This is a genomic window from Burkholderia ubonensis subsp. mesacidophila (assembly GCF_002097715.1).
Taxonomy (GTDB): Bacteria; Pseudomonadota; Gammaproteobacteria; order Burkholderiales; family Burkholderiaceae; genus Burkholderia; species Burkholderia mesacidophila.
In genome coordinates this window covers 30,466-51,269 of record NZ_CP020740.1, presented here as the reverse complement: position 1 = coordinate 51,269, position 20,804 = coordinate 30,466, and the positions used below count along the sequence as shown (strand labels likewise).

General features: G+C 62.0%; 23 protein-coding genes. All 23 read left to right on the top strand.

Translation table 11 applies throughout. The features are described 5' to 3' along the window. The first annotated feature begins 9 nt into the window (after positions 1–9). The 23 genes from B7P44_RS35255 (at position 10) to traD (ending at position 20,796) form a co-directional block, all read left to right on the top strand. The gene (locus B7P44_RS35255; protein WP_084910829.1) at positions 10–738 is read left to right on the top strand and encodes a PRTRC system protein B; all 729 of its coding nucleotides are present in this window, start codon (positions 10–12) and stop codon (positions 736–738) included. After that, positions 735–1,370 carry a PRTRC system protein A gene (locus B7P44_RS35250; RefSeq protein ID WP_084910826.1) on the top strand — a complete coding sequence of 212 codons (636 nt, stop codon included), beginning with the start codon at positions 735–737 and terminating at the stop codon, positions 1,368–1,370. Before B7P44_RS35255 ends, B7P44_RS35250 begins: the two co-directional genes overlap by 4 nt. Further along, the gene (locus B7P44_RS35245; RefSeq protein WP_084911012.1) at positions 1,370–2,197 is read left to right on the top strand and encodes a PRTRC system ThiF family protein; all 828 of its coding nucleotides are present in this window, start codon (positions 1,370–1,372) and stop codon (positions 2,195–2,197) included. Before B7P44_RS35250 ends, B7P44_RS35245 begins: the two co-directional genes overlap by 1 nt. Positions 2,198–2,463: 266 nt before the next feature. Further along, positions 2,464–2,925, top strand: coding sequence for an outer membrane lipoprotein (locus tag B7P44_RS35240; RefSeq protein WP_084910824.1), 462 nt, complete (start codon positions 2,464–2,466; stop codon positions 2,923–2,925). An 86-nt stretch (positions 2,926–3,011) separates the two neighbouring features. After that, on the top strand, positions 3,012–3,404 hold the full coding sequence (locus B7P44_RS35235; protein ID WP_084910822.1) for a hypothetical protein: 393 nt from the start codon (positions 3,012–3,014) through the stop codon (positions 3,402–3,404). A gap of 8 nt (positions 3,405–3,412) precedes the next feature. After that, complete coding sequence (locus tag B7P44_RS35230) at positions 3,413–3,880, top strand: hypothetical protein (RefSeq protein ID WP_084910820.1); 468 nt, start codon at positions 3,413–3,415, stop codon at positions 3,878–3,880. Positions 3,881–4,100: 220 nt separating this feature from the next. Then, complete coding sequence (locus B7P44_RS35225) at positions 4,101–4,511, top strand: hypothetical protein (protein ID WP_084910819.1); 411 nt, start codon at positions 4,101–4,103, stop codon at positions 4,509–4,511. A gap of 79 nt (positions 4,512–4,590) precedes the next feature. Beyond that, entirely contained in the window at positions 4,591–6,111 is a 1,521-nt protein-coding gene (locus tag B7P44_RS35220; protein ID WP_084910817.1) for a hypothetical protein, read from the top strand. 14 nt (positions 6,112–6,125) lie between these two features. Beyond that, positions 6,126–6,590, top strand: a complete 465-nt coding sequence (locus tag B7P44_RS35215) for a hypothetical protein (protein ID WP_084910815.1) — start codon at positions 6,126–6,128, stop codon at positions 6,588–6,590. Positions 6,591–6,849: 259 nt separating this feature from the next. After that, positions 6,850–7,101: a DUF3717 domain-containing protein gene (locus B7P44_RS35210; protein WP_084910813.1), complete on the top strand. Its 252-nt coding sequence runs from the start codon at positions 6,850–6,852 to the stop codon at positions 7,099–7,101. A 118-nt stretch (positions 7,102–7,219) separates the two neighbouring features. After that, positions 7,220–8,245 carry an ATP-binding protein gene (locus B7P44_RS35205; RefSeq protein ID WP_084910811.1) on the top strand — a complete coding sequence of 342 codons (1,026 nt, stop codon included), beginning with the start codon at positions 7,220–7,222 and terminating at the stop codon, positions 8,243–8,245. Positions 8,246–8,343: 98 nt separating this feature from the next. Beyond that, a complete protein-coding gene (locus tag B7P44_RS35200; protein ID WP_084910809.1) occupies positions 8,344–9,273 on the top strand; it encodes a hypothetical protein in 930 nt (309 codons plus the stop codon). A gap of 7 nt (positions 9,274–9,280) precedes the next feature. Beyond that, positions 9,281–10,489 carry a vWA domain-containing protein gene (locus B7P44_RS35195; RefSeq protein ID WP_084910807.1) on the top strand — a complete coding sequence of 403 codons (1,209 nt, stop codon included), beginning with the start codon at positions 9,281–9,283 and terminating at the stop codon, positions 10,487–10,489. Between the two features lie 275 nt (positions 10,490–10,764). Next, positions 10,765–11,811: a TadA family conjugal transfer-associated ATPase gene (locus B7P44_RS35190; protein ID WP_084910805.1), complete on the top strand. Its 1,047-nt coding sequence runs from the start codon at positions 10,765–10,767 to the stop codon at positions 11,809–11,811. A 14-nt stretch (positions 11,812–11,825) separates the two neighbouring features. After that, entirely contained in the window at positions 11,826–12,428 is a 603-nt protein-coding gene (locus tag B7P44_RS35185) for an ATPase, T2SS/T4P/T4SS family (RefSeq protein ID WP_157721150.1), read from the top strand. 18 nt (positions 12,429–12,446) lie between these two features. Beyond that, positions 12,447–12,827 carry a TrbC/VirB2 family protein gene (locus B7P44_RS35180; RefSeq protein ID WP_084910801.1) on the top strand — a complete coding sequence of 127 codons (381 nt, stop codon included), beginning with the start codon at positions 12,447–12,449 and terminating at the stop codon, positions 12,825–12,827. Between the two features lie 40 nt (positions 12,828–12,867). Then, positions 12,868–13,131, top strand: coding sequence for a VirB3 family type IV secretion system protein (locus B7P44_RS35175; RefSeq protein ID WP_059724287.1), 264 nt, complete (start codon positions 12,868–12,870; stop codon positions 13,129–13,131). Continuing rightward, positions 13,128–15,605 carry a VirB4 family type IV secretion system protein gene (locus B7P44_RS35170; RefSeq protein WP_084910799.1) on the top strand — a complete coding sequence of 826 codons (2,478 nt, stop codon included), beginning with the start codon at positions 13,128–13,130 and terminating at the stop codon, positions 15,603–15,605. The genes B7P44_RS35175 and B7P44_RS35170 overlap by 4 nt, the downstream gene beginning before the upstream one ends. A gap of 11 nt (positions 15,606–15,616) precedes the next feature. Next, positions 15,617–15,829: a hypothetical protein gene (locus B7P44_RS35165; protein ID WP_084910797.1), complete on the top strand. Its 213-nt coding sequence runs from the start codon at positions 15,617–15,619 to the stop codon at positions 15,827–15,829. Between the two features lie 11 nt (positions 15,830–15,840). Beyond that, positions 15,841–16,581 carry a type VI secretion protein gene (locus B7P44_RS35160; RefSeq protein WP_084910795.1) on the top strand — a complete coding sequence of 247 codons (741 nt, stop codon included), beginning with the start codon at positions 15,841–15,843 and terminating at the stop codon, positions 16,579–16,581. Then, positions 16,578–17,588, top strand: a complete 1,011-nt coding sequence (locus B7P44_RS35155) for a type IV secretion system protein (RefSeq protein WP_084910793.1) — start codon at positions 16,578–16,580, stop codon at positions 17,586–17,588. The genes B7P44_RS35160 and B7P44_RS35155 overlap by 4 nt, the downstream gene beginning before the upstream one ends. Further along, positions 17,588–18,931: a TraI domain-containing protein gene (locus tag B7P44_RS35150; RefSeq protein ID WP_084910790.1), complete on the top strand. Its 1,344-nt coding sequence runs from the start codon at positions 17,588–17,590 to the stop codon at positions 18,929–18,931. The genes B7P44_RS35155 and B7P44_RS35150 overlap by 1 nt, the downstream gene beginning before the upstream one ends. Further along, a complete protein-coding gene (gene traD / locus B7P44_RS35145; RefSeq protein ID WP_084910788.1) occupies positions 18,928–20,796 on the top strand; it encodes a conjugative transfer system coupling protein TraD in 1,869 nt (622 codons plus the stop codon). Before B7P44_RS35150 ends, traD begins: the two co-directional genes overlap by 4 nt. Positions 20,797–20,804 lie beyond the last annotated feature (8 nt).

The following is a 20,804-nucleotide window of genomic DNA, read 5'->3' as shown; positions in this document are numbered from 1 at the left end:
GAGTGTGTTATGTCTGGAATCTCGGCCGGCAGAACCGGTTCGGATGTCGCGTTGTCGCAAGCGTTGTTGCTCTATACGGGCAAGGATGGTGCGCATTTTGCGACAGCCCACGCTGTCATCGCTGACCGCCAAAGCGGCCGACCCGTCATTGGCGCCGGTCGGCCGCTCGACCGGAAGGTGCTTGTTCAAACGCTTCAGCAGCTCGCCGAGCACGTCGCACCGCGGGCGGAGTTTTTACCAGCGACAGTGCTCGGGGTGTCGCCTGAAGCAGTCACGTGGTGGTGTCCGCCAGCGATGCGCCGGGTGTTCTTCGAATGCGAGAACCTTGGTAAGCGAAGCGCCGTTGTGCCGCATCCGGGGCTGGTGTTCCAGGCCTCGAATCAGGGCTTTCGCGTGTTCGCGGTGGCATGCAGCGATCGCCCCGTTCGCGAGACGCCGTTGTTCGAACCGCCGTACTTCAACACCTGGGACATGGGCCGGATCTGCATCGGCAGTGCGCAGGTTCCGAGGCGCGTGGATGTGGCGTCGATTGATGGTTGGGAAGCCGGGTTCTTCGATTCGGCCTTCACGCATCCGAACGCCGGCGGCAAACGGATCGAGTACAAGGACGGCGAGTACGCGTTCTGGCGCGACATGCTCGACGGCAAGTTCGGCGAAACGTTTCCGCTCAACGCGCTGGTGCCGATGAGGCGGACGCTCGAGCAGCTGGTCAACGGCCAAGTCGGGAGGGGCGCATGAATCCGCTCGATACCGTTCTCCAACAGTCCTTCCCGTCGGTGATGGTTCCGTCGCGAGAGGCCGTTGTCCCGATGACGCGTTCGGGTGAGCGCCTGCTCATCGCATCGGATGGCGTCTATCTCGAAGTCCTGCGTCCCTGGGTGCGCGTGGTGCGTCGCATCGCGCAGTACGCAGTCTCGACAGCTGTCCCGTACGGGAAGGTCGAAGAGACGACGGCGCTCTTGTGCGGGCAGATTCCGGCCGCGCTCGTCGCGGAGTTTCATGCGATGGCCCGGGCGGCGTTGCCAAACGAGGTCGGGGCGTGGATTGTCTGGAACAGCGTGACCTGCGCGTTCCGCGTCGTTGCGTTGCCATCGCTGTCGCACGGGCCAGGGCATTTGGTCTACGAGCGTCCGCGACTGGCAGACGGCGAATGGCTGGTGGTGGATTGCCATTCCCATGGCACGGGCCCGGCTTTCTTCTCGCGCACAGACAATCAGGATGACAAGCATGACGTGAAGTTTGCGCTCGTGCTGGGCCATTGCGATCGTACGCCGTCCGTCGCGCTGCGGCTTTGCGCGAAGGGGATCTTCGAGAAGTTCGAACGCGCGCCCGAGTCGTGGGCGGCCGCGCTGACAATGGAGGGGGTGTGATGAGCGAGGTGATCACTCATAGTATTCCCGCCGACATGCTCCGCCGGCCGTGGCGCGTTGTGGTGGTTGGAGCCGGCGGGACCGGGAGCGCATTTCTTCCCAGTCTTGCGCGGCTGCATCACGCCATGATCGAGCTCGGCCACCCTGGCGGGATCGAGTGCACGGTGTACGACGACGACACCGTCAGCGACACGAATGTCGGGCGGCAGGGGTTCTATCCCAATGACGTCGGGCATTACAAGGCGCTGCTGCTCGTGAATCGGCTCAACAACCTGATGGGAACCAACTGGGTTGCGGAGCCGCGGCGTGTCGATTCGTCGGTGCGAATCGTCGCCGACATCGTGGTGGGTTGCGTCGACTCACGTCGCGCGCGGCACGCCATCGTGCAGGCAGCGAAGCGCGGGAGTTGTCGTTACTACCTCGACTGCGGCAATGAGACGGATCGTGGTCAGGTTATTCTCGGGGAGTTCGGCAAGGCCCGGCACGACCGGTTGCCCCACGTGGGCGATCTGTTCCCGGAACTGCTGAACGCCAAGAATGACAAGGGCGACGACACACCGTCCTGCTCGATGGCCGATGCGCTGCGCAAGCAGTCCCTGGTCATCAATCAGGCGATCTCGGTACAGGCCTACAACCTGCTTTGGACGCTCTATCGGACGGGGTCGCTGAAGTATTCGGGCAGCTTTGTGAACCTGGAGACGGGTCGCACGAGCCCGATACCGATCGATCCCGCCGCATGGGCGCGTTTCGGGTATGACGCGCCAAAGCCGAAGAAGTCGAGGCCTCGCAAGCGCGTGGACCCTTTGGACCCGCATATCCCGTGGTAGCTTGCCAACACAACTTCAACCAGCGCCTCCCGAGTAATCGGGCAGGCGCTTTTTTTCGTCCAGAGGAAAGCGGGGCGGTTTTCCTGACGATTCCGGCGGCTGGCGGCGGCGCGCGAGCCTACACTGAACCTGTTTCTCGCGCTTCTGCGCATCGACCCATCCGCACCGGTTCAGCCCGTGCGAACTTCTCTCACCGACATCCGTCGGCTTCCCTGTCAGGGCAATCCTCCTGACGGGCGATTGCCCTCTTTTTTGAGGCAATCGTCATGTTCAAGCGTCTCATCTCTGTTCTGCTCCTCGCTTCGTTGACCGCGTGCGCGTCCTACGACTTCGGTTCTCCCGACGTCTACCAACGCTACGACGTTCAGCGTGCCGGAGAAATCGAGGCGGCCACGGTCGTCAGCGTGCGTGGTGTCACGCTCAGCAACGAGTCGGACCGATCTGGTCTGGCGTCTCTGTTGAGCGCGGGTGTCAGCGCCTTTCTCGGTTCCCGCACGATCGGCGGTGGCAACGGCCGGTACATCGCCGGCGCGCTCGCCGGCGCCGGTGCGGCCTATGTTTCGCAGCGCCTGTCGGAATCGCTGGCGCGTCATGCCGGCCTCGAGGTCGTCGTGCGGACGGTGTCTGGCCGCACGCTTGTGGTCGTTCAGTCCGACGAGCAGCGCTTCGCCCCAGGCGATCGCGTGATGCTCGTCAGCAGTTCTTCCGGCATGCGCATCACGCGCTGAGCCGTTCATTCGCCGGCCGCTGCCGGCTTCTTCCTGCATAGCGAGGTTCCCGTTCGGGGCCTCGCTTTTTTCATTTCGAGGGCAAGATGTTCAAGGTACCGAAAGTTTTGTATGCAGATCGTCGCGCGGGTGGCGTCGCTTCTGACGCTGCACTGACGCACCAGGCGACGCGGATGCTGCATCGTGTCGCACGTGATCTGCGGCTGCGCGCAGGCGAGCATGAGGTGGTGGCCGAACCGGCAAAGGTCGGCCGCGGCTGCCGTGTCACGCTGCGCACCAGTCGGATGATGCTCGAGGTTGCCGATTCGGCGTCGCGTCAGCGTGTAGCAGTGTCGTTCCGCACGCGGCGTGGTCACCGCGACCTATCGGGCGGCGGCGACAACGTCGTCCCGCTCGCGCAGCTCGACACGGACGAGGGCTACCAGGCATTGCTTGGCGGGTTGCGGCTCGTGGATGGTCTCGATAGTGATCGGCGGTAGGGGGCAGCATGGAGATTGTGGATCTCGTTGTTGAGTATGCCTCCGGACTCGCTATTTCCGACCGCGCAACCTACGTGCGGGAGTTGCGGTCGGTACACCCGTCGTCACGGGTCGTCGACATCATGCGCCATCTGAGTGGGGCGGAAGCGCCACCATCAGCGCGTGCGTCGATCGACGGAACTGAGGTGCCGCTCGACCAATGTGATGACGGGACGTTCGTGGTGAGCAGTGAAAGCGAATCGCCGACGCCTGGAAGTTTTATTGCGCGGCACATCGGCCACGCCTGGACGAAGGATCAGCGGCAGCAGTTCGGTCGCTTCGTCCACACGCTGTCTGCCGCCGCACTAGCGGGCGCCGTCGGCCTCTGGCATTCGACGACGGACTGGGTGCCGGCGGCAGTTTTCAACGTCGGAATCCTCATCCTGCTCGCCGTGGTATTCTTCTTGGCGGGAATGGATTCCATGAACGGAGATTGAAGATGGGTCTTGGACTTTTCGTATTGGCGATCGGCTTGGTCGTGTGCACCTACGGGATGTACATGGTCAATCTCGGCCGGAAAGCTGATCGGGAACGCCGGCATCCGCGCGTTCACCATTACAAAACTCACTGATTCGGTTCGCCCCGCGCGGGCGATTCGAGAGGCATCAAGGGCCGCTTCCCGATTGGGGTAGCGGCCTTTCTTTTTTGGGAGTTCCCATGCCCAATGTACAGGACTTGTCGGCAGTGCCGGCGCGCATGCCGCTCAATCCGGTAGGCAAGACGGTGAACGACGTTGTGCTCGAGATCGAGGCCACATTGCGCGCAGCAGAAATCGAGCCAGAGTGGGTGTCGGCGACGAACATGTTCGACCTCGAAGGGGAAGCAGAATGCGGACTGAAGTCGGATTCCAGCTGGCCCCTGCTCGCTAGCCGTCGTAGCCGAATTAGCCTGTCGCTCGGACGAGGACGCGGCGAATCGTGGCTCGTGAGGGTTGACGCCGTCTACTTCGCGCCGGCAGATGCGGGGGGAAGCTGGCGAAGCCAGCCGCTCGTCGAGATCAAGGTTCATTCACGCTCTGACGCGTGGGCGGTCGCCGCAGTCGTCTCGCGCCTGCTCGACATCGACTAAACCTACACCTAAATTTCCCGATCCGGGGCAACTGCCCGGACGGGGTGGTTGCCCCATTTTTTTGCAAGGACAACCACCGATGTACACGATCCACACCCCCAACGAAGCAATCCACGTCGACACGCTCGCGCAGGTGTTCCACGTGTTCTTTTATGATGCACGCCTTTCCGCTTACGAGACGCCTGAAATTAAGGTGACGCGAGCCGCCGTCGCCGTGCCGATCATTCGCTATAACGGGACCTTGACCGTTCGTCAGCCGGGCACGGCCGCCGAGATCTTCACCGCTCTGTTCGCGGAAATCCACGATCGCTGGTTTAGCCGGGATGGAGAGCCGCTGCAGCCCTGGCAGATCACTCGCAAGCGGTGGGAGATATTCCAATTTGTGTTCGAGTTGGCGACGAAGGCGGCATGGATGCTGTCCGGTGAGCAGCTCGAGGCGGAAGTGGAGGCGGCGCGCGGTGCCGGAGGGCACTTTCATCTGCCGGATGTTTGCGACCGCGCCGCGAATTCCTTGTTTGGCTTCACGTCACAGGGCCCACGACTCCCGCTTTCCGGGATGGTCAACGGTCGTCACGAGGTCCACGTTGCCCACGCACTGTTTCTGGATCTACGGATCCCGGATACGGTCTTGGCCGACTACCGGGGCGACACGAAGCACTTCCGCCATGACATGCAGTGGTTTCCCGTGCTGCTCGACGTACCGATTCTCCGTAACTCACTCCCGTACGGCGTAATGCATTCCGCGGTGGCGATCTTCCGTCACGAGAAGCGGGTGGTCGACGCGGAGCTCGGCGCGAGCATTGTCGCTGCGCTGCAGTCCACGCCGGCGGACGCGACCTACGTTGAGGTCGACGACCGGCTTTTCGCAGCGGGTCTTCTCAGCAAACTGGATCTTCCAGAGGTATACCAGACCCCGGTTGATGTCGGGGGCCCAACGTCTCCAGTGGCGGCGCGCCTGCGCGCTCTGATTGGCGAGGCAATCCTGAGCAAGACTCTCGAGAATCTCGAAACAGAGCGGGCGAAGGGCCGGCTTTCGCTGCGTCGATATCGTCGCGAAGTCGATATGGCGAAACTGGAGCAGGGTCGGCTCAAATTCGACCGGCCGAATCGCTTTGCGGCGGCAGTCGAAGCGCGCGATGTTGTAGCGTTGCTGAGTGTTCTCGATCAGGCAGACGGCTGGAACGACCAGAGCAAGCAGGTTTTGCGCGAGCAGTTCGGCGTATCGTTGCGTGGACTGAACTCGACGCGCCGGCGGCGCGCGATCTTCGCGTTCTGCGGGTACGACGAGGCGGCACAAGTCGAGTGGGAGGCAAAGCAGGACGCCGCCAGCGCGCAACGAGCCGCCGAACAGGCTGCAAACGACGCGAAGGACCAGGCGGCGCGCGCACGGTATCGCAGATCCGACAATGTCGTGATCACCGGCGTCGAGCACGTCGACCAGGCGATCGCGGACGGATTCTCCGAACTCCGTAGCTACCGCAAGGGAGCAGCGAAGCGCTATGCGTTGGCGAGGCCGGGCTCGAACGAGGGGCGTGAGCTTTACGCGAAGGACGGCACGTTGGACTATGCGCGTACACGACTCGCGCCGCTCGCAGCTTAAACGAGGAGTAGAACATGCGATTCGATCGAGCTGTACGCTACGACGAGTACATCTGGACGCGCCGCAAGGAACTGGCGTTCCTCGGTCGACACAAGCGGGTTGCGCGGAAGCTCGAGCGTGACTACCCCCTGTTCGCAGACCAGCTCGCGCCGGAACCGGAAACGGACGTTGACGCTGAGAAGGCGCGGCGTATCGCCAGGGCCCGTGAAAGTGAGCAGCGGATGCGCGATCTCGATGCGAGTCACTGGCGTTCCGGTCGTGCTTCCTACTTCGCGTGCGACATGGAGACTCGCGTTCGCATCATGGCTGAATGGCGAACCTGGACGGGGCCCGTGAAGCCGCTGTACTTCATCTACGTGGTCGAGAAGCACAACGGCGTTGGCGAAGAGCGAACGCAACGGATGCGCGAGAGAGAAGCCGAGATCCGTGCGAGGGTCCTTCCGATGTTGAATACCCAAGGTGATCTGCTTGGGGCGTGAGGGGCGAAGTAATCGTTCATTTTTGGATCGGCCGGCGCATATTGCGCCGGCTTTTTTTTCGTCCATTCGAAACGTGATCGTTTCAAAGCCGCGTGAAATTCTCGATCTTTCCGGCCGGCCCGCAGGGTAGGGGCTCCTACACTGGCTTGACACACCGCGTCACCGACGCATCGAATCCGCCGAAATGCGGCCTTTTCCAGCCCCTGGGGATCACGTCCCGCCGGGTGTCATTCATGGGGCGACACTCTCGAGGTCACCCGTGAACCAACCTGACACATCAACACCCTTGCCACCTGATGCCGTTTCGATCGCCGAGATCGAAGTGGCCATCAACGTGTGGCGCAATCGCTCGCCGGCGCCGGTCGGACCCGACGAACTGCTCGTTCTCTGCGCCGAAGCGCGAGTTCTCGCGGACGTCTATGCCGTGATGATCGTGAGCCGCTCAACCGGCGTCCCGCGATCATCGCTGACTGCGAAGCAGGCCGCGGCGCTGCTCGGCGCACGCGCGTAAGCATTAACCGGCGTCCTAGGACGCATCGACTCGCCGCGTCGCGGCATCTTCAATCGCCCCGCAGGGTCACGTCCCTGTCGGGCGCGATCACGTGGGGCTCTTTCATTTCAGGAACCCCATGAAACTCTCTCCCGCACGCCTTACCAAGCTGCTTGCCGCTTATATCCCGAAGCGGCTTCCGCTGTTGATTACTGGCCGGCCGGGTATTGGCAAATCCGATATCGTCGAATCCGCCACCGAGGCGGCTGGGCACGACCTGCTCATCAGCCACCCGGTTGTCGAAGACCCGACCGACTCGAAGGGCTTGCCGTTCCCGGCGGCCGACGGCAGGCATGCTCGATTTTTGCCCTTCGGCGATCTCGAGCGCGCGCTGTCAGCGACGCGTCCGCTGGTCTGGTTCTTCGACGATCTCGGGCAGGCGTCGCCGGCGGTGCAGGCGGCCAAGATGCAGCTGCTGCTCGCGCGCCGCATCGGTGAGCACCAGCTGCCGGACTGCGTCACGTTCGTCGCGGCTACCAATCGCCGCGGTGACAACGCCGGCGTCACCGGGATCCTTGATCCGCTGATATCGCGTTTTGCGGCGGTCGTCGAGCTCGAAGCCACCGTGGACGATTGGACGACATGGGCGGTTCGGCAGAATGTGCCACCCGAGCTGATCGCGTTCCTTCGCTTCAGGCCCAACCTGCTTTGGGAGGAGCGCAGCAGGCTCGACATTATTGCTTCGGCAAGCCCCCGGAAATGGGGTTTTCTTGCCCGGACAATGACCGCGGTTCCGGCGGATCTGCTGCCTGACGCGATCAACGCGACGGTCGGTGAAGGTGCTGGCGGCGAGCTGATCAGCTTTCTCGCGATCTATCGGGCGCTGCCATCGGTCGACGCGATTCTCCTGAATCCCGACCTCGGCGCCATCCCGGAAGAGCCCAGCATTCTGTACGCGCTCACTGCGGCGCTTGCGCATAAGGCGAGCGATGGGAACTTCGAGCGGGTTCTGCGCTATGCGGACCGCCTCGTTGACGCTGGCCATCCCGAGTTCACGGCGCTGCTGGTCCGTGACGCTACTGCACGCACGCCCGAGCTGCAAAACCACCATGCGTTTATTCGTGCGCAAGGTGGCGAGATCGGCAAGATCATCCGCGGCGACTGACCGCCTTCAACCCCTGTAGTGCTTTCCCTGTTGCCACGGCCGACTCCGGTCCGTGGCTTTTTTTCGTCTCGAAATTCTCTGTCTATCTGGAGCCCTTCATGAACATTACCGATCTGCAGTCCAAGGTCATGCTGTCGTCCGTCACGATTTCCACGTGGGTTGCCCGTCGCTACGACGGGAAAGTCACCGAGGAGGTCGAGAAAAGCCACCGCGCGCGCGGCATCGGGCGCTTCAACAAGCGCCTGCTGCCGGAACACGCGCCGAGCTATGCCGAAGTGCTGTCGATCGGCAATCGGATTCGCTCGCACTACTACAGCCGGACACTGAAGTACGACCAGCTGGGCGTGCGACTGCTGCCGACTATGGTCTACATGGAGCTGGCCGAGCGGCTGCGCGTGATGAAGGACGAGTTCGATCTCGCCGTGTCGATTTTTCTGACGAACTATCTCGACCTGAAGGAGCAAGCGAGGACGGAAATGAACTCCCTGTATAACGAGGCGGATTACCCAAGTCTGGGCGAGCTGAAGGGCAAGTTCGGTGTCAAGCTGTCCGTGCTGCCGTTCCCGGACGCGAGCCAGTTCGGGGTCGATCTGCCGAGCGATGTTCTGACCACATTGCGCACGGAGATCGACGAGCATGCGATGGCGTCGATCCAGACCGCGAACAACGACCTGGTCGGCCGGCTGTACGAGGCCGTCTCAACGATGGCATCCCGCCTATACGCGTCCGGCAACGTCCGTCTCGACGTCGCCAATCACGTTCGCGAGTTGTGCGATTTGCTGCCGAAGCTGAATTTCAGCAACGACCCGAAGCTCGCACACATCCTCGCGGAGGCGAGACAGCACCTCGCCGCGCACAACGGCGCGGAGTTGAAAGAGTCCAGTGTGTTGCGCTCGCAGGTTGCCACCAAGGCGACCGAGATCGAGGGGCTGATGGCGGCCTTTATGGGCGGCGCGCCGGCGGTGCCGCTGACTGACCAGGTTCCGGATCAGTCGGCGACGCGCCTGTCATTCCTCGCCGCAGCATGAGGACGCCATGGACCCACGCATCGCGAAGCAGCGCACGGCGCTGGTGCTCGATCACCCGTTCATTGGAGTGTTGGCGCTACGGCTCAAAGTCCGAGAGGATCCGAGTTGCGAGACGTTCTGGACGGACGGCGAATCGCTCGGCTACAACCCGGTGTATGCGGCCGGCCTGACCGACCTGCAGATACGCGGTGTGCTCGCCCATGAGGTCTGGCACGTTGCACTCGGGCATTGTTGGCGGCAAGGCTATCGCGATCCGCGTGGTTGGAACGAGGCGGGCGACTACGCTATCAATCCGATCGTCATCGACGCCGGCATGCAGCTTCCACCTGGTGGACTGGTCGATGCGCGTTTCAAGGGGATGTCCGCGGAGGAAATCTACGGGACGCGCCTTAACGAGGAACGACAAGCGGCGAAGCAACCGGGCGGGAAGCAAGCGTCCACGCCGCAAGCGGAAAGACAGCCGGGCTCTTCGTCAAATTCGCCCGGCGCTCAACCAGCGAATTCAGCGGATGGCTCGGCTGCCGATGCTGCGCCGTCTTGCGGGGAGGTCCGGCAGTACGCCGGGTCCGATAAGGCGGCGAAGGAGGCCGAGTGGAAGGTGGCCGTGTTGCAGGCGGCGAAGGCGGCTCAGGCCTGCGGGAAACTCGGCGGCGCGCTACAGGCGGCGGTCGAGCAGGCAGTCGCTGCGGTGGTCGATTGGCGCTCGCTCCTGCATCGGTTTGCACAGGACGCGGCGCCGACCGACTATACGTGGGCGCAGCCGAACCGCCGTTACCTGCATCTCGGCATGTATTTGCCTTCATTGAGCGAGCCTGCAGTGGGCGAGGCGGTGTTTGTGCGCGATGCCAGCGGTTCCGTCTGGGACGAAACGCAGGCGCAGTTCGCCGCCGAAATCCTGTCGGTTGCCGATGCTGTTCGCCCGCGCAGGTTGATTGTGATGGATTGCGACGACCGCGTCACGCAGGTGCAGGTCTTCGAGCGCGGGGAACCGGTCGAGCTGGCGCCGCTGAAGGGCGGAGGCGGCACGTCGTTCACCGATCCGTTTCGACGGATTAAGACCGAGGAGATCGAACCCGCGTTTCTCGTGTACCTGACCGACATGGACGGCACGTTCCCGTCCGAAGAGCCGGCTTACCCTGTTCTCTGGGCGTCGACGACACCGCTCCAGCGCGCGCGGCGCGCGCCGTTCGGCGAGACGATCGAGGTCGTTTGTTGAGCGGCCGAAACGGCACGCCATTTCCTGAAATCCGCCCGGTCCTCGCGACCGGGTTTTTTTTCGTCCATTGCAAACGCGTGTCACTGGATTCCGGGCTCCGGAGGCGCGAAAGCTATACGTTTTTCGAGAGCATTTCGGGTTAGCCACCTCAACCGGTTGACCGGGATTCCGCGCGCCGGCGGCGTCGCGACGCTCTTCATCGGGCGCGCGAAAGCTGTTCAATTTAGCCATCCTTTCGGGCGATCGGCGGCAGTGGCAGCTTGAACAATAGCTGCATGTCTGAAATTGCCGAAAATCCCTTTCTGAAGGTCGCGCGCCTCGAAGAGAACGCAGTGGCGCTGTTCTTCGAGTCGCTGAAGCTCATCAAAGAGCAGCTCGACAGTCCGAACGTCGCCGAAGTCATGATCAATTCGGCGAACAACATCTGGGTTGAGGAGCGGGGCGTGATGCGTCGCCTCGATGTCGAGTTCAATCCAGCGACGTTGACGGGTGCCATCCACTCGCTCGCGGCCTCGGTCGAGAAGTCGGCGCAAGCTGGCACGGCACAGGGAATTATCAACGGCGGCCACAAGAATCTCCGGATCGCGACGGTCATGAAACCGACAGCGATCGATGGCGACGCGCTCGCTATTCGCCGGCACCGGGAGACCAAGCTGTCGCTCAACGACTATGCGCGGATGGGCGCGTTCTCGCGCGCGCACGCGAAGAGAGAGGCCGACCGGCTGATCTTCCCGCCAGCCGTTGCTGATGAGACGCTCGCCGAAGCGTTTATCGGGATGATCCAACAACGCGCCAACGTCCTCGTCGCGGGCGGCACGTCGAGCGGCAAAACGACGTTCCTGAACGCGTTGAATGAGGTCATTCCCGTCGACGAACGTGTGATCACCATCGAAGACACGATGGAGCTGAAGGTCGACCTTCCGAACCGTGTCCGTCTTCTCTCAAACCCCGACAAAGGCGTGACGACGCAGGTTCTCGTGGCGCTATGCCTGCGCTTCCGTCCCGATCGGATCATCGTCGGCGAAGTGCGCGGTGGGGAAGCGTACGACTTCATCCAGGCGCTCAGTACTGGCCACGACGGTGGGATGGGTTCGATCCACTCGAACGACGCGCGCGGCGGCCTTAGCCGCCTCGAAAGCCTTGCGATGCTCGGCATCCCGCCCGGCAGTCGGTGGGAGCTCGCCGATATGCGCAAGGCGATCGCCGATTGCTTTCACTACGTCATCCACATGCGGCGCTCCGGCGAGCTGCGGCACGTCTCCGAGGTGCTCGCGATCAAGGGTTTCAGGGACGGCGATTACGTCCTTGAGCGCGTTTTCTAATGGTCGATCTATCGATGAACTCCTCAAGCCCTACCTCGACCCCCAACAGGGAATTCGCCATTGACACGTTGGCTGATGCCGTACGGCACGGTGCAAACATGCTGATCACCGGTTATGCCTCGAGTGGCAAATCGTCACTTCTCTGCGCGCTCGCCGCGCACGTGCCGCACTCCGAGCGCGTGATCGTGATCGACAAAACGCGGACAGTGACAGTGCTCGGCGGTGATGTCGCGACGGTACGGCGGGTTCCGGAGGACGGCGAGCGCTGCGTGGTGCAGTGGGCTCTCGAAACGTACCCTGATCGACTCATCGTTGGCGACATTCGCGACAGCGAAGTCGCCGCGTTTGTCCGCGCTCATAGCGCCGGCCGATCTGGCGGTATGGCGTCGATTCCCGGCGCGAGCGCACGTGGCGCTCTGGACCGCATCGAGGCGGTGATGGTTGCCGCTTCCGTACTGAACGACTACAGAGACCTGCCCGATATCCGCATGGCGATATCGAGCTGCTACTCCTACGTCATCCATCTTCGACGCGAGGGTACACGTGGGTACGTGTCGGAGGTGCTCGCGATTCAAGGGTTCAAAGACGGGGACTACGTCCTCAAACGCGTTTTCTAACTACACGGGATTTATCCAATGAAGAAGCACATTCAAGCGTTGTGTTCGCTGGTCCGCAAAAAATCGAAAGACACCGCCGGCTATCTGTTCGGGCGCGGCCAGCGACTGTCAACGCTGATCGCATTGATCTTCACGTTTGCTGCGCCGGCCGCGAAGGCGGTCGATCTCGGGGATCTGGGCAATGCGGCCAACCTCGTCTGTCTGATTCAGTCGTACGTGAGCGGGCCTTGGTTGTACGGGATCGGCATCGTCCTGATCATTGTTGGCGCGGTCATGATTTCGAACTCCGAGAGCAACTTCGGGAAGTTTCTCTCGACCGTGGTTGTGGGCTTGGGCCTTGCATCGTGTGCGATCCCTATCGTCAAAAACCAGTTGAAGATCAACTACACCTGTGCGTGAGCCGAAAAAAGTTAGCCGGTCGCTTTCGTTGCCGCGCCAGATGGGCGGCGCCGATCGCGGCCTTGCCATCGCCAACGGGACGCTGACAGCGCTGCTCTGCTACAGCAGCATGTCGCCGATCTATTTGGTCATCGGCATCGTGGTGCACTGGGTGCTTCGTTGGCTTTCGTCAAGCGATCCGTGGTGGAAAGAGGTGCTGGTGGTCTACAACCGGTACCCCGACGTGCACGAGCCAGTGCCTACCGCCGATGTCGCCGCCCGATTCCGGCGGCCGTATGGATTTGATCAGGAGCTCCCGCTGTGAGCACGAACCCGAAGCGTCGAGCGATTCAGGAAATCGCCCCGTGGGCGACGATGGTGACCCCCGAAGTCATTCTTGACAAGGACGGGTCACTGTTGACGCTGTACAGCTTCGAAGGCGTGGACGCGGATAGTCCAAACGCTGACGAGATCTCGGCGGCCCGCGACAACCTCGACCATGCCTGCAAGAACTTTGATCATCGGATCACCGCGTGGTGGCGAATGTCGCATCGCCGCGTTCGGGGTGAGATCGGTGGACGCTTTGCGTCGGAGATGGATCAGCGCGTAGACGCGATTAACCAGAAGAGTGTGGGGAGCGGAAAGTACTTTCGGAACACCCACTCGCTCGCGCTCGCGTACACGCCCGAGACGGGGATCAACAAGCTCTTCGAAAAGGTCGCCTATCACATCACGGTCGGTGGCAAGTCGGTCCCGATCGCATTGGTCGAGACCCTCAAGGATATGGTGTTGGCGCGCAGCGCGTTCGTATTCGACATGGAGCGAATCGCCTCGGATATCAAGCGCTTTGAAGGGATCCTGGACGCATTCAAGGGTGGTGTTGCGCGGCTCAAGATGAAGCGACTCCAACTGCAGAACGCGCTCGCCTTCCTTCATCAGACTGCCAATCCGTCCGTTCCACCGCGGCGAGTGCGCTACCCCGTGACGATGCTCGACACGCACCTAACGGAAAGCTTCGTGACCTACGGTGCCGAGCACATCATGTTCGAGTCCGCTTACGGCACGCGGTACGCGAAGATCATCGCGGTGAAAGAGTGGATGGGCTTTCAGGAGGCCGCGCTCGACGTGCTCGCTGACGTTGACGCCGAGTTCGATGTGTGCGTCATGTTTCGATTCCTGTCTACCAGCAAGGCGCAGGCGTACATCGAGAAGATGCGCAAGTTTTACAAGGTCGCTGCGTTCAGTCCCGTGAAAGTCCTGAAGAGCTTTTTCTCGAAGGACGAGAAGAAGGAAAGCATGGAGAACGAGCAAGGGCGCGAGATCCTTGCCAAAGAGGCGGAGAACGCGCTCGCGCGCCTGATCGCGGACGGCCAGCAGTACGGCTTCGCGAACATCTCGGTAGTCGTCTATGGGGACACGATCGACGAATGCGACGACAACGCTCGCGAGATCGTCGGCCGCATCGGCAACGCTGGCTTCGGTGTGCTCGTAGAGAAGCGGAATCTCGCCGCGGCATGGGCGTCGACGCTGCCTGGCCGGTGGGACCAACAGAAGCGGCTGCAGTTCGTCGAGACGCCGGTTGTTTCTGACATCGCGCCGGTGCGAGGTGTCGCAGAAGGGAGCGACGTCAACGAATGGCTCACGCAGCAGTTGGGCGAGAAGATCGGGCCGCTGACACTCTTGCCGACCCGTCACCGGACGTTGCAGCGCGTTTCGTTGCACGATCCGAGCGGGAAGTCGCACGTGCTGATCATCGGCCCTATTGGCGCCGGCAAGACCATCTTCCTCAATTTTCTCGTTTCGCAAACCGGGCGCTTCCGGCCGCGCCGAATTAAGTTCGACAAAAACCGGTCGACGCGCATTCCGACCGTGTTTGCGGATGGCAAGTTCGTCGATGCAACCGGCAAGTTCGCGGCCGCGACGCAGGTCAACCCACTCTCCCTGTTGGCCGATCCCCGGCACTACACCTACGTGTCAGACTGGGTCCAGATGGCAATCGAGGGTGAAGGAGAGAATTTCCACTGCAGCCCGACTCAGCAGCGGACGATCTACGAGAGGGTCGTCACGCTCGCGCAAGGCTATGGCCCGGAGTACTGGACACTTTCGTTCTTGACCACGCTGTTGCCCCTCGAGCTACGGGAGCGCCTGCAGATCTGGACCAAGGGCGAGAAGAACGGCCGGTTCTTCGATCACGTCGAAGACGCGTTCAACCTTTCCGACGATTTGGCGATCGAGATGGGCGAACTGTTCGAGAGCTACCCAGTTGCCGCCGCGCTGTTCATGGATTACGCCTTCTACCGCATCTCGCAGTGGCTGGATGGCAAGCGAGTCACGATCATCGAGGTCGAGGAATGCGGCTTCTTTTTCCGGTACCCGCGCTTCTATGCGCGACTGGAGATGTGGGTTGTCACGATCCGCGGTCTGAACGGCACGCTCGTGATGGCGACGCAGTCGCTGAGCCAGCTCGAGCGGGTCCCGAATTTCGAAATTATGAAGGAGAACATTCCGAACTTCTTCTTCCTGCCGAACCGCGACGCGCGCAACAACAAACGCCTCTATCGCGACGTGTTCGGGCTGACCGACGACCAGATCGACATGATCAGCAATGGCGTTCCCAATCGTGACTACCTATGGGTCACGCCGGACCACTCGCGGATGCTGCAGGCGAAGTTCCCGAAAGAAGCGCTTGCAATCTTGCGTGCTGACGGCGCGGCGCAACGCACACTCGACAAGCATCTTGCGAGCGGCTCGCCGACCTGGCGTGAAGACTATCTGCAGGAAATGGCCACCCTCGACTGACAGGAACCCCCATGAAGCTCATTTCGAACCTCACCCAGCAGTCCCGTTACTACGACGTGTTTGGGCTCACGGACGATGAGATCGACGCGATCACCATCGGTACGCCTACTCTCACTCGTCTCCCGGCGGCGCCGGGCGGCGCGCACCCTTTGCCGGCGCGACTCTCGCACGACGCACCCACGGCGCCGGGCGCAGTTGGTACGGCGCATCGAACCCTCGACTGAAAGGTCCCACGATGAAACTCATGCCGACTCTTCGCGCCGCAGCCTTCGCGGTCTCCATGTTCGTTGCCCAGCACGCGTCCGCGCTGACGGTGTTCGATCCTGCGAACTTCGCGCAGAACGTTGTCACGGCGGCTAAGGCCGTCAAGGGCGAGATCTACCAGAACACCAACATCCTCTATCAGTACCAGATGATGGCGAACCAACTGTTGCAGGCCCAGAAGCTCAACCCCGCTGCATGGAGAGCGGCGTATGACCAAATCACGGGCGACATCAACAAGGTCAAGGGGCTGGTTGGCACGCTCCAAGGGCTCTACGGCGACCTGCAGAAGGGCGGCGAATGGGTGACGCAGGTGCAAGGGCTGATCAGCCGGTCGGGCAAGTCGAACGCGCAGTGGTTCTTAGACATGAACACCTTGTTTCAGCAGAACGACAAGGTCGCTCGGAACCTCTTCCAGATGGGTTCGAACATCATGCAACACACGAAAGAGATGGCGCAGCGTCGGCAGGAATTGCAATCGCAGTTATCACTTTCCCCGACGCAGCAGGCGACGGCCGAAATCACGACGCACTACCTCGATATCGTGACGAGCCAGAATGCGGACATCCTTCAGCTCAACGCGGCCAAGGCCCAGAAGGAAGCGCAGAAAGACGCGCAACAGGCTGAGGAAGACAAGGAAAAGGCGGGGGATGCGGAGAAGTTCATCGCGAAGCAACAGGCCGAACGGGCTGCCTATGGAATCACCCAACAATGAAGAACGACGTGTTTTGCTCGTGGCTCCGATGCGGGTTGATCCTTCTGGCGCTCGTGCTGCCGACCGCGGCGAGGGCAGCGATGACGGACGGATTGTCGCAGCTGATGACGTCGGGCTGGAGCTCGAGCTACGTGACGGGGGAGGTCGCTAAGGGTGCCACTGCTGCGATTGACGAGATCACGAAGATAATGAAGGACCTGATCGATCTCGCGGTAGAGCTGAGCAAAGCGCTCGACAAGGACTCGAACAAGATGGCGTTCGGGCTGTCCGTGACGACCGTCGTGCTGGCGTCCCTTCGGTTCGCCGCGACCAGGGATCCGATTGCAGCCTGGCAGAGTCTGTTCGAAGACCTCGCGATATTGGGCATCTTCGCGGCGGTATACGTTGCTTACGGAAAGTGGGCGCCTGGGTTCTACAAGTGGTTCAACGACATGGCGATTGCTGTTTCGGGGACCGGCGCGGAGTCATTGCCGATGGCCATGGTGAAGTCGGCCGGGGCGATCTACGATGCGGTGATTGAAGCGTTCAAGGCGGAACACTGGTGGAACTACATCGCGTTGTTGATCAACCTCGTACCGCTATTGTTTGCCTGGCTGTTCCTGATGGTTGCCGCACTGGTGTTTCTCTTCTACATCTCGCTCGGGACAATTCAGATGGCCGTCGCGATCGTGATGGGAAAGATCGCGTTCGCGCTCGGCATGTCGGAGTTCACGAGGGGCTGGTTCAAGAGCTGGCTCGATTTCACGATCGGTGCGGGCATGTACATGGTCGTCGCCGCGATTCTTCAGCGCCTGATGACGACCACGCTTGCGACGGCGTTCGGCAACACGATCTCGAAGGGGCTGACGACGCCCTACGCGGGGTCGCTGGCGCTGGATATGTCGATCTTCGTCCTGATCCTCTCCTTTGAGATTCCGAAGTTTGCCTCGATGTTCGGTGGCGGCGCTAACGCAAGCGGTGCGGCGTTCAAGAGCCTGACGAAGCTCGCAACGAAGGGCATGGCCTGATGATTGAGCCGCGTCTTTATGAGCCTGTCGAGGCAGGGGAGCTTGCGGTGCGAAACGAACGCCGCATCGATCTCATCGCGCAGTGCGCGAACGAGTCGTCGCGTGCCGAGTTCGATCGGAAGTGGATGTCGCTGATCCGGCGCTGTGCGGATTGGTTCTCGTCTGTTCCCTTCAGCCCGGAGTTGTACCGAGAGCCGGCGGGCGCGTTCCGCTGGACGGTCGAAACGGCCTTCTACGCGATGCGGCTTTCGGGCGGATTGAAGTTCGCCACGAACCTCCCGTCGGAGCGGCGCCGACGTATCGAACCGCAGTACAACTACGGCGTATTCCTCGCGGCGATCTGCTCGGGACTGGACGAGCCGTATCGTCATTTCGACGTGGAGCGAGCGAGAGACCGACAGGTCTGGAACCCGTCCGTTCACGGCGCGGTCGGGCCGTGGCTCGCAGGCGCGAGCTATCGCGTGACGCGGCGTGCGACACCGTTGCCGGTTGAGCGCATGCGCACGGGCATGTTGGCGCATGCGCTGGTCGGCGCGGAGCTGCTTTCCGGGCTCGACTCGGAGGTGCAGGCAGAGATATTCGGTGCAATTAACCCGACGCAGAGCCCGATGGGTGTCGAATCGCTGACCCACAAGGTCGTCCGGCAGGCTGTCGCGACGGCGGCGGATTTCGACCGGAAGGCCCAGCGAGCGGTCTTCGAGCCCGTGACGTTTACCGTGCCCGCTGCTATCCACGTTGCAGCGGAGCTCGAGCCGAAGGTCGCGGGGGCACCTACTGTGGAACCGCTCACGCCTGCTCCAGCGCAGACCGAGACATCCGGGGGGGCGGCTGATTCTGCGCCAGCGGCGCCTGCGTCAGTACCGTCGGCTGCCGCAGTCGCTTCACCGCCCGGCGAGGCCCAGCTGCCGGCGGCCGTTTCCGACGACGCGACGTCGACCGCGCAGGCTCGGACTATTCAAGCGGGACAGAAGGGTTCGGATGGACGGCAGATGACGCTCGAGCTCCCGCCGCCGGCCGCGGCTGTCAATCCGGTCGAGATCCGTAGCGAGCCCGCCACCGCCGCTCAGACCGGAAAGCGGTTTGACGAAGTACTGAAGGGTGCACCGCGCATGATCGTCGACTTCTTCTCGGCGCTGCAGCAGGACGTCGCCGGGGGCAAGGTCAAGGTGCGCTGGACCGATCAGGGCCTGGCGCTGCCGAAGCGAACCATCGGCAGCTACGGCGTCGCAAGCGACACTCTGATCGAGCACATGCGGAGACGGAGTCTGCTGCTTGCCAACGAGCAGGCGGAAGTCACTCTGGCGCCGCGCATCGGTGAGTTGATTCAGGAGCGCGGCGCGTGAACGGCTATATCAATCACTTTCGGCCGATCTTTGAGATCCGCGCCGCATTTGTCTGGCTCATTGCGCTTCTCGCTCTGCCGCTCTCGGGCATGCCCTATGGGTGGGTATTCGCGCTTGTCGCCCTCGCCCTGCTTGCTTTCCGTGCCGGCCAGGTCTGGCGCGCGCTCAAGTTCCGGATGGGTTTGTCGACGAAATGGCTGACGACGCTTCCGGTGCCGAGGTTGCTGACGATTCAGGCACGCATGCGGCTCGAGGCCAACGCGATGTATCTGGGTACCGGGTTTGAGTGGACGCAGAAGCATTGCCAGATGGCCCACGACATCCTGCGGATGCCGACCACGGATATCCCCGGGCTGCCGAAGTGGTTGCCGAAGACCAAGCCGGGGCGGGCATTCGAGGAGATGGTCGAGAAACTTTTCGCGCCGAAGGACAGCATCCGCGATCTGACGCCGCAAGGCGTCTCGTGGGTCCACGGTCTGGAGGCCAACAAGGGCTACGTGCCGTTTCACTACAAGGCGATGGGTGGGCATACCGCGGTGGGCGGAACAACGGGTGCCGGAAAGACGCGCACGTACGAAGTCGTCACGACGCAGGTCATTCATTGCGGCGACGTGCTGATCGATATCGATCCGAAGAACGACGAGGAGTGGAAGGAGCGCGCGAAGCGGGAGGCGAAGCGAACCGGTCGGAAATTCCTCTACTTCAACCAGGCCAAGCCGTCCGAGTCGATCCGCCTCGAGCCGCTCGATAGCTGGTCGCAGCCGTCGGAAATTCCGAGCCGCATTGCGCAGCTGATGGAGGAGGGGCCTTTCCGCGATTTCGCGTACCTGTTCATCAGCCGCTCGGTGAACGGCGAGCTATACATCGGCGACAAGCCGAACCTGCGCTCTATCCTCAAGTACGCCCAGCTCGGCATCGATCCGCTTCTGGAGAAGGCGCTCAAGCGCTTTTTCATCGAGAGCGGGTTGACCGACTGGGAGGAGCTGGTCGCGGCGGGAAGCCAAAAGATGGCGAACAAGCCGGGTTCCACGCGCGTCGACGCGATGATCGCGCTCTATCAAGCGCGGTTCGGCGCGAACGACCGCGGACACGAGGCGATCGACGGGCTGATCGCGACGCACGTGCACGATCGCGAGCACTACATGCGGATCATCGCGTCCGCACTGCCGCTGCTGCAGATGCTTGCCACGGGCGAAACCGGGTTGATGCTCGCGCCGAAGGTCGACGATTTCGAGGACGAACGCGAGATCTGGACGATCGAGAAGGTCATTCGTCAGAAGGCGGTGCTCCACATCGGCCTCGACTCGTTGTCGAACAGCATCGTGGCGAAGGCCATTGCATCGATGATCTTGGCCGATGTATCGGCAGTGTGCGGCTCGATCTACAACTTCTACGACAAACCGCCCGAAGTGGTGCTGATCATCGACGAGATCGCAGAAGCGATCAACGAGCAGGTGATCCAGATCCTGAACAAGGGCCGAGGCGCCGGCTTCAAGGCATTCGTGGCGTTCCAGACGCGGGCCGATCTCGAAGCGAAGCTGGGGAATGCCGCAAAAATGCTGCAGGTTTTGGGGAACCTGAACAACCAGATCATCTTACGCTTGGAGGATACCGACACGGCTGAGTGGTTCTCGCAGAAGGTGGGGGAGACCGCGATTCGCAACCTGATCATCTCGAGCAGTACAAGCAAGGCGAGCGAGGGCCATGTCGGCGAGTTCACTGGCTCCGTGACGCGCTCGCAGCAGCTAGAGGCGGTGCCGTTGATCCCGACTCGCCTAATACAGAGCCTGCCGAACCTACAGTACTTCATGCGGATCTCGGGCGGCGCGGTGTACCAGGGACGCATTCCAATTCTTACAGGCTAAACAACCAA